The organism is Streptomyces sp. NPDC006925, from assembly GCF_042869575.1.
Classification (GTDB): Bacteria; Actinomycetota; Actinomycetes; order Streptomycetales; family Streptomycetaceae; genus Streptomyces.
Genome location: NZ_JBIAGB010000006.1, coordinates 22,509 through 30,144 on the forward strand (window position 1 = coordinate 22,509; position 7,636 = coordinate 30,144).

General features: G+C 72.3%; 6 protein-coding genes. All 6 read right to left on the reverse strand.

Features of this window, described 5'->3' with window-relative positions:
- Window positions 1-172: 172 nt before the first annotated feature.
- The 6 genes from ACFYNS_RS10835 to ACFYNS_RS10860 all read right to left on the reverse strand — a co-directional run bounded on the left by ACFYNS_RS10835 (window position 173) and on the right by ACFYNS_RS10860 (window position 7,491).
- Window positions 173-1,642: a histidine kinase N-terminal domain-containing protein gene (locus ACFYNS_RS10835; protein ID WP_360293813.1), complete on the reverse strand. Its 1,470-nt coding sequence runs from the start codon at window positions 1,640-1,642 to the stop codon at window positions 173-175.
- 466 nt (window positions 1,643-2,108) lie between these two features.
- The gene (locus ACFYNS_RS10840; RefSeq protein WP_388602147.1) at window positions 2,109-2,759 is read right to left on the reverse strand and encodes a class II aldolase/adducin family protein; all 651 of its coding nucleotides are present in this window, start codon (window positions 2,757-2,759) and stop codon (window positions 2,109-2,111) included.
- A gap of 13 nt (window positions 2,760-2,772) precedes the next feature.
- On the reverse strand, window positions 2,773-3,834 hold the full coding sequence (locus tag ACFYNS_RS10845) for an SIS domain-containing protein (RefSeq protein WP_360293763.1): 1,062 nt from the start codon (window positions 3,832-3,834) through the stop codon (window positions 2,773-2,775).
- 140 nt (window positions 3,835-3,974) lie between these two features.
- Window positions 3,975-5,516 carry a glycoside hydrolase family 3 N-terminal domain-containing protein gene (locus tag ACFYNS_RS10850; RefSeq protein ID WP_360293760.1) on the reverse strand — a complete coding sequence of 514 codons (1,542 nt, stop codon included), beginning with the start codon at window positions 5,514-5,516 and terminating at the stop codon, window positions 3,975-3,977.
- A 122-nt stretch (window positions 5,517-5,638) separates the two neighbouring features.
- A complete protein-coding gene (locus ACFYNS_RS10855) occupies window positions 5,639-6,469 on the reverse strand; it encodes a carbohydrate ABC transporter permease (protein ID WP_360293757.1) in 831 nt (276 codons plus the stop codon).
- The gene (locus tag ACFYNS_RS10860; RefSeq protein ID WP_388602150.1) at window positions 6,469-7,491 is read right to left on the reverse strand and encodes a carbohydrate ABC transporter permease; all 1,023 of its coding nucleotides are present in this window, start codon (window positions 7,489-7,491) and stop codon (window positions 6,469-6,471) included. The genes ACFYNS_RS10855 and ACFYNS_RS10860 overlap by 1 nt, the downstream gene beginning before the upstream one ends.
- Window positions 7,492-7,636 lie beyond the last annotated feature (145 nt).

The window sequence follows — 7,636 nt, forward strand, 5'->3', positions numbered from 1 at the left end:
CAGCCCGAGACGCAGCGCGCAGTGCCCTCGGAGCGCCCAGCAGTACGCGGAGCGCCCGCACAACTCAAAGCAGAGCGTGAAGCGCCGAGCCCCCCGTCCTCGCCCAGGGACCGGGGGGCTCGGCGCTTTTCGTCGCACTCCCGCAGGACCGGGTCCGGGACGCCCCGGGACGCTAGCCCGCGGCCACCGGGAGGTCGAAAAGCACCCGGGTGCCGCCCGTGCTGCCGGGGAGCATGTCGAACGTGCCGCCCAACTCCCCCTCCACCAGTGTCCGGACGATCTGCAGCCCGAGGTTTCCGCCGCTCCTGGGGTCGAAGTCCGCAGGCAGACCACGGCCGTTGTCCTGCACCGTGACCAGCAGCCGCACCCCGTCCTGCCCGGCGGCCGCTCCGCGCACGGCGTGCACCTCGACGGCGCCCTGCTCCTCGGTGCCGAACCCGTGCTCGATGGCGTTCTGCAGGACCTCGGTGAGCACCATGGACAGCGGGGTGGCGACCTCGGCGCCGAGGATCCCGAAGCGCCCCGTCCGGCGTCCGGTGATCCGGCCGGGTGAGATCTCCGCCACCATCGCGAGCACCCGGTCGGCGATCTCGTCGAAGTCCACCCGCTCATCCAGGTTCTGGGACAGCGTCTCGTGCACGATGGCGATCGAGCCGACCCGCCGCACCGCCTCGCCGAGCGCCTCCTTGCCCTGCTCGGAGTCCATCCTGCGGGCCTGCAGGCGCAGCAGCGCGGCCACCGTCTGAAGGTTGTTCTTCACCCGGTGGTGGATCTCCCGGATGGTGGCGTCCTTGGTGATCAGCTCGCGTTCACGGCGGCGCACTTCCGTGATGTCCCGCAGCAGGATGAGCGAACCGATCCGGGTGCCCTTGGGCTTGAGCGGGATGGCGCGCAGTTGCACGATGCAGTCGTTGGCCTCCACCTCGGCTCCGCGAGGCGCCCAGCCGCTGGCCAGCTTGACCATGGCCTCGTCCACCGCCCCGCGGGCGGGAGCCAGTTCCGCGGTGGCCTCGCCCAGGTGCAGGCCGACCAGGTCGGCGGCGAGTCCCAGCCGGTGGTAGGCGGACAGCGCGTTCGGGGAGGCGTACTGCACATGGCCGTCGGCGTCCAGCCGGATCAACCCGTCCCCCACGCGCGGGACATGGTCCATGTCCACCTCGTGCCCGGGGAACGGGAAGCTGCCCGCCGCGATCATCTGTGCGAGGTCGGAGGCGCTCTGCAGATAGGTCAGCTCCAGCCTGCTGGGCGTGCGGACCGTCAGCAGATTGGTGTTGCGCGCGATGACCCCCAGGACCCGGCCCTCGCGGCGGACCGGGATGGACTCGACCCGCACCGGCACCTCCTCGCGCCACTCCGGGTCCCCCTCCCGCACGATCCGGCCCTCGTCCAGCGCCGCGTCCAGCAGCGGCCGGCGCCCCCGGGGCACCAGATGGCCGACCATGTCGTCCTGGTGCGAGGTGGGACCGGTGTTCGGGCGCATCTGGGCGACGGAGACGTACCGGGTGCCGTCCAGAGTGGGCACCCACAGCACGAGGTCGGCGAAGGAGAGGTCGGCGAGGAGCTGCCACTCGGACACCAGCAGGTGCAGCCACTCCAGCTCCGCGGCGGAGAGGGCGGTGTGCTGGCGTACGAGGTCGTTCATGGAGGGCACGGGGCCGAGGGTACGGCAGGCCGGCGCGCCGGCCGACGCCGCCCGACGCCGGCCGGGTCCCCGCCCGGCGCCCGGCGGGCCGGAGAGGGTGCCGCGGGGAGGCGGAAACGCGCGATCCGTAGACAGACAGCCGTGGTCTAGTCCAGAATCCTTCCGGAAGAACTTCTGTCCTCCCCGCACAGGAGGGCGGATCGAGGCCCGCGGCGCTCTCTGCCCTGACAGCGCCGGGGCCTTGCAGCTCCGGGCTGCGGTGCCGGACGGGTTGAGGGTCCCGTACCGGCGCCGCGGCCCGTAGTGCGTTCCGGGCCCGTAGTGCGTTCCGGGCCCGCTCACGGCCCGTTTCGGCCCTGCAGGACACCTGCGGGGGCCGCTGCGGCTTTCCGCGGCCTCCCACCGGCTTCCGCCCCCCCGGGGCCCGGAAGCCGCGGGAGGGGACCCCCGCGGTGCCGGACGCACCTCAGGCGTGCCGAATCGCCTCGTCCGCCGGTACCGGGAAGCGCGTCGTGCGGTCCCCCAGCAGCAGCGCGCGGTAGGTGGCCGTGGCCGCCTCCTCCAGGTTCATCGCCCGCCGGAAGGCCATCCCGACGTCCTCCCCCAGCGCCGAGCAGCCGTGGTGCGCCAGCAGCACGCAGTTGTGCTCCTTGGCCTGCTCTGCGGCGGTGTCGGCCAGTTCGTCCGAGCCGTTCGGGAAGAAGCCGGTACGGCCGACGGACCGCACGTACACCGCGTGGTCCAGGGTCAGCAGCCGGATCTCGTGGCCGAGCGCGTCGACCAGCACCGCGTGCTGCGGGTGCATGTGGACGATCGCGTTGACGTCCTCGCGCACCCGGTAGGTGCGCTGGTGGAGCTTCCACTCACTGGAGGGCTGCGGATTGCCGCCGACGACCTCGCCCGCCAGGTTCATGACGGTGAAGTCCTCCGGGACCAGCCGGTCCAGCCAGGTGCCCGCGCCCGTGACCACGAACTCCTCGGACCCGGGCAGCCGAGCCGACAGATTGCCGCCGCTGGCCAGGACGAAGCCCCGCCGCACGGCGGTCGCCCCGACGTCGATGAGCTGCTCCACCAGGCCGTCGGCGGTGGCCGCCTGCTTCATGGACGGCTGCGCCATGCCGCGCCCCCGTTCAGCGGGTCTCGGTGACCTTGGCGAGGGAGCGGGGCGCGTCCGGGTCCTGGCCGCGCGCCATGGTGACCTCGTAGGCGAGCATCTGCAGGGGCAGGATCTGGATCAGCGGCTGCAGTTCCTCGGGCAGCCCCTCGGTGGGGAGCGCGAAGCCGGCCGACGCCCGCTCCACCTCCTCGCGGCGGCCGATGACCACCAGGTCGGCCCCCCGGTCGCGGAGCCGCTCCAGCACCGGCTGCAGGGCCTCGCCGCCCTTGCCGTCGGCGACCACGGCGATCACCGGCGAGATGTTGTCCACCATGGCCAGCGGGCCGTGCAGCAGGTCGGCGCCGGAGTAGGAGAGCGCCGGGATGTAGCTGGTCTCCATGAGCTTCAGCGCGGCTTCCTTCGCCGTCGGGTAGCCGTAGCCGCGGGAGGTGAGCACCATCCGCTCGGCGAACCGGTAGCGCGCCGCCAGCGCCTTGACCTCGCCCCTGCGCTCCAGCACCGCCTCGGCGAGCTCGGGCAGCGCCTTGGCGGCCTCGGTGCCCCCGCCGCCGCGCAGGCCGTCCACGAACAGGTAGAGCGCCAGCAGCTCGGCGGTGTAGGTCTTGGTGGCGGGCAGCGCCTTCTCCGGGCCGGCCAGCACGTCGATGTGGAACTCGCTCACCCGTGCGAGCGGCGAGTCGGCGTTGTTGGTGACGGCGAGCGTGATCGCGCCCGCCTCCCGGGCCGCCTCCGTGGAGGCCACCAGGTCCGGACTGCCGCCGGACTGGCTGATCGTGATCACCAGGCAGTCGGTGAGGTCGGGACGCGCGCCGTAGGCGGTCGTCGTCGACATGGAGGTCAGCCCGCACGGCTTGCCGAGCTGGATCTCCAGCAGGTACTTCGCGTACAGCGCGGCGTTGTCCGAGGTGCCCCGCGCCGTCAGCAGGACGAAGCGGGGGTTCTTGGCGGCGATCCGCTCGGCCACCTCGCGGATGGCGGGAGCGCCCTCGTCCAGGATGCGGCGCAGCACGGCCGGCTGCTCGGCCATCTCACCGGACATGACGGTGCCCGGCTCGGACGGGGCGTTCGAGGACATGCGGGTCCCTCCCAGGGGTGATGTTCGCGTGCGGTCGCGGTTCGATCCTACGGCGTGGCGGTTGGGCACGTTTTGCCCCGGGTCGGTCCCGGATCTCAGCCCCGGGCCCCGATTCTCAGCCCCGGGTCTCAGCCGCGGTCTCAGCCGCGGGCGATGACCTCGGCCGCGGCCCGTCCGCAGACCCGAGCCGCACCGTGCGTGGCGATGTGCAGGGCGCCCTGCGGCGGCGCCTGGGGCAGACCCATCTCGACCACCACGGTATTCTCGCGGGCGGCGACGAGCCGCGCCACCGCGTCCGCCATCCACGGGTGGCGGTGCAGGTCCCGGACGACCACGACGACGGGCCGCTCCCCCGCGTCGGCGAGCACCGCGGCGCCCACGTCCCCGTCGGCGGCCCGGTAGGTGCCCGTCCGGGTGCCCGGCACCATCCGCTCCAGCTCGGCGGCGGGCCCCCAGGGGGTCTCGTCGCCGACCGCGATGTTGGCCACCGAGGTGAGGGCCGCCACGTACAGCGGCCCGGCCGGACGGCGGTGGTCCTCCAGCCCGGTCACCACCAGCGCGCGCCGCGCCGCCTCCAGCCCGATGCCCGCTTCGGCACCGGCCGGGTCCGCGCGGAGGGCGGGGTCGGCCAGACCCCCCGTGTCCGACCGCCGCACCCCCCGCGCCCACGCGGCCAGGCCGCGCACCCGTGCCGCGGCGTCGGCGAGCCGCTCCTCGGCCAGTTCGCCGTCGCGCACCGCGCGCACCAGCGCGTCGCGGAGCCCCAGCACGGTGTCCTCGCCGGCCAGTCCGCCGCCGACGCAGATGGCGTCGGCCCCGGCGGCGAGCGCGAGGACGCTGCCGCGTTCGAGGCCGTAGGTCGCGGAGATGGCCCGCATCTCCATTCCGTCGGTGACGATGAGCCCCTGGTGGCCCAGGCCGCCCTGGTCGCGGGGGGCCCGCAGCAGCCCGGTCAGCGCCGCGGGGCTGAGGGTGCCGGGACGCGCGGCGTCCAGCGCCGGGAGCAGGATGTGGGCGCTCATCACGCACTTGCTGCCCGCCTCGACCGCCGCGGCGAACGGGACGAGCTCGCGGGCCCGGAGGGTCTCCAGGTCGGCGTCGATGCGGGGCATGTCGTGGTGCGAGTCGACGGCGGTGTCCCCGTGCCCGGGGAAGTGCTTGACGCAGGCGGCGACCCCGGCCGCCTGGAGGCCCTCGACGTAGGCGACGGTGTGCCGGGCGACGAGCTGCGGGTCGCCGCCGAAGGAGCGCACACCGATGACAGGGTTGTCCGGGTTGGAGTTGACGTCGCCGGAGGGCGCCCAGTTGAGGTTCACGCCGGCCGCGGCGAGCCTGCTGCCCAGCTCGAAGGCCACCGCCCGGGTCAGGTCGGGGTCGTCGACGCGGCCGAGGGCGAGGTTGCCGGGATAGGAGGAGCCGGTCCGCACCTCCAGCCGGGTGACGTCGCCGCCCTCCTCGTCGATGGCGACCAGCAGGTCCGGCCGGACGTCGCGGAGCTGCGCGGTGAGCAGGGCGAGCTGCCGGCCGGACTCGATGTTCCGCCCGAACAGGCCGACCGAGGCGAGCCCCTCCTCCAGGTGCCGCAGCAGCCAGGCGGGTGCGGAGGTGCCGGCGAAGCCGGGCTGGAGGACGGCGAGGGCGTCGCGGGTGAGGGTGTCGGAGGCTCGGAGTGAGGTGGTCATGCGGCGCGGTGTCCCTTCACTTCACTGCTGTGCCGTGCGGCCGGGCGGCGGTGTCGCACAGTTGTCCCTGATCTCGCTGTTTCCCTGTGTCCCTGTGTCCCTGTGTCCCGTTGTTCCTCGGCCTATCCCTTGACCGCGCCGGAGGCCAGGCCGGCGACGGCCTTGCGCTGGAGGTAGAGGAAGAGCAGCAGGATCGGCACGGCGAACAGGGACGCCGCCGCCATGGTGGCGCCCCAGTCGTCGCCGAAGGCGGTCTGGAACTTCGACAGCCACAGCGGCAGCGTCTGCGCCTCGTCGTCCTTGTTGAGGATGAGCACCAGGGGGAACTCGTTCCACGCCGTGATGAATCCGAACAGCGAGGTGGCCATCAGGCCCGGGGCCAGCAGCGGGAAGATCACCCGGCGGAACGCCTGGAGCCGGGTGCAGCCGTCGACCATGGCCGACTCCTCCAGGTCCTTGGGCACGGCGGCGACGTAGCCGCGCAGGGTGATGATCGTGAGCGGCAGCACCATGACGGTGTAGAAGAGTGTGAGCGGCACCAGGCTGTTCAGCATCTCGGCGTCGCGCACGATCATGTAGATCGCGATGACCATGACCTCCCAGGGCGCCATCTGGGCGACCATGAAGGTCAGCAGGATGCCCTTGCGGCCCTTGAACCGCATCCGGGCGAGCGCGAACGAGGCGAAGAGCGCCACGAGCAGCGAGAGTCCGACGGCCACCACCGTGACGGTGACGGAGTTGCGGACCAGCGTCCAGAAGTTCTCGGCGTTGACCGCCGTGCTGAAGTGCTCGAAGGTCGGCGAGGTGGGGAACCAGACGGGGTCCTCGCTGATGATCTGCCCGTTCGGTTTGAACGCCGTGTTGAACATCCAGTACACGGGAAAGGCGAACGCCGCGAACAGCGCCAGTGCGGTCGCGTTCGGCCATATCCGGCCCAGCAGTGACCGTCGCATCAGGCCCTGCCCCCCTTGCTCTTCTCGGTGCCCTCGGCCTCGTCCGCGCTCTCCTGCCGGATCACCAGCCGCAGGTAGTAGGACATCAGGGCCAGCAGGATCAGGATCGTCAGGACGGAGATCGCCGCACCGGCTCCGTAGTGCTGGTTGCCGACGCCCTCCACGAACGCGTACACCGGCAGTGTCTCGGTGAGCCGGTCGGGACCGCCCTGGTTGATGGCGAACACGTGCGGGAACGCCTTGAAGATCCAGATGACTTCGAGGAACGTCGCGACCATCAGGAACGGCTTGAGGAACGGGAAGGTGACGTTCTTGAAGCTCTGCCAGGCCCCCGCGCCGTCCAGCGCCGCGGCCTCGTACAGCTCCTTGGCGATGGTCGTCGTCGCGGCGTAGAGGTTGATCGCGACGAACGGGACGGAGGTCCACACCAGCAGCAGCGAGATGACGAAGAACGTGGACAGCTGTGTCCCGGTCCAGTTGTAGTCGGCCATCGAGTCGAAGCCGATCTGGGCGAGCACCCAGTTGACGACACCGAACCGCTGGGCGAACAGCCACTGGTAGACGGTCGTGGCGGCGATGATCGGCATCGCCCAGGCCAGCACCAGCGCGATCGAGAGCAGCAGCCGCATCTTGGACCCGAGCCGCGCGAGCAGCAGTCCCACCAGTGTACCGACCACGATGATCACGACGACGTTGACGACGGTGAAGATCACCGACCGCAGAGTGACCCGCCAGAACGTGTCGTTCCCGAGCGCGTCGGCGTAGTTCTCGAACCCGTTCCACTCGGTGACGTGCTGGATCAGCTGCGTCATGTTGAGGTTCTGGAACGACAACATGCCGTTGGTGACCAGCGGATACCCGAGGAAGACCGCGGTCAGCCCGAGGGCGGGCAGCAGCAGGAGGTAGGGCAGTGTGCCCTTCCTGGTGAGCCGGCCGGCGCGCGGCGGCGGGCCGGACACCTCCACCGTCCTGACGGGCGTCCTGCCACGAGGAGGCGCCGCCTCATCGGTTTTCACAGACATTCAAACTCCCACCCGGTTGTGGGGGGGGGGGGGGGGGGGGGGGGCCCCCCCCCCCCCCCCCCCCCCCCCCCCCGCCCCCCGGCGGGGGCGGGGGGGGGGCGCCCGCCCCCCCCCCCCCCCCCCCCCCCCCCCGCCCGCCGGCCCC